The sequence below is a fragment of the Staphylococcus sp. 231237_7MaSpsaltlick genome (assembly GCF_043107035.1).
Genome location: NZ_JBICNX010000428.1, coordinates 1 through 406, shown reverse-complemented (window position 1 = coordinate 406; position 406 = coordinate 1). Strand labels below are relative to the sequence as shown.

Below are 406 nucleotides of genomic sequence, written 5' to 3'. Positions count from 1 at the left end.
AAGAGAAGCTATGGTCCAATTAATCAATTTAAACGATAATATAGAAGTTGTAGCTAGTACTGGCAATGGTAAGCAGGCATTGGCTTATATTGAATCTGAGAAACCAAATGTAGCAATTCTCGATATAGAAATGCCAGGACTAACTGGTTTAGAGATACTTAGCCATATTAGAAATAAACAATTAGATGTTAAAGTAATTATTGTGACCACATTTAAAAGGCCAGGTTATTTTGAATCAGCTGTTTCAAATGATGTCGACGCATATGTCTTAAAAGAAAGATCTATTGAGGAGTTAGTGACTACTGTTTATAAAGTGTTGAATGATGAGAAAGAATATAGCGAATCATTGATGACTACAATTTTTAACGAAAGAAACCCGCTTACCCCTAAAGAGCAACTTGTGTTG

Annotated in this window: 1 protein-coding gene; it reads left to right on the top strand. The window is 33.5% G+C overall.

The window, feature by feature from the left end:
* Positions 1-406 (top strand): response regulator (locus tag ACF91D_RS32200; protein ID WP_392438771.1); only part of this gene is annotated, 406 nt, incomplete at both ends.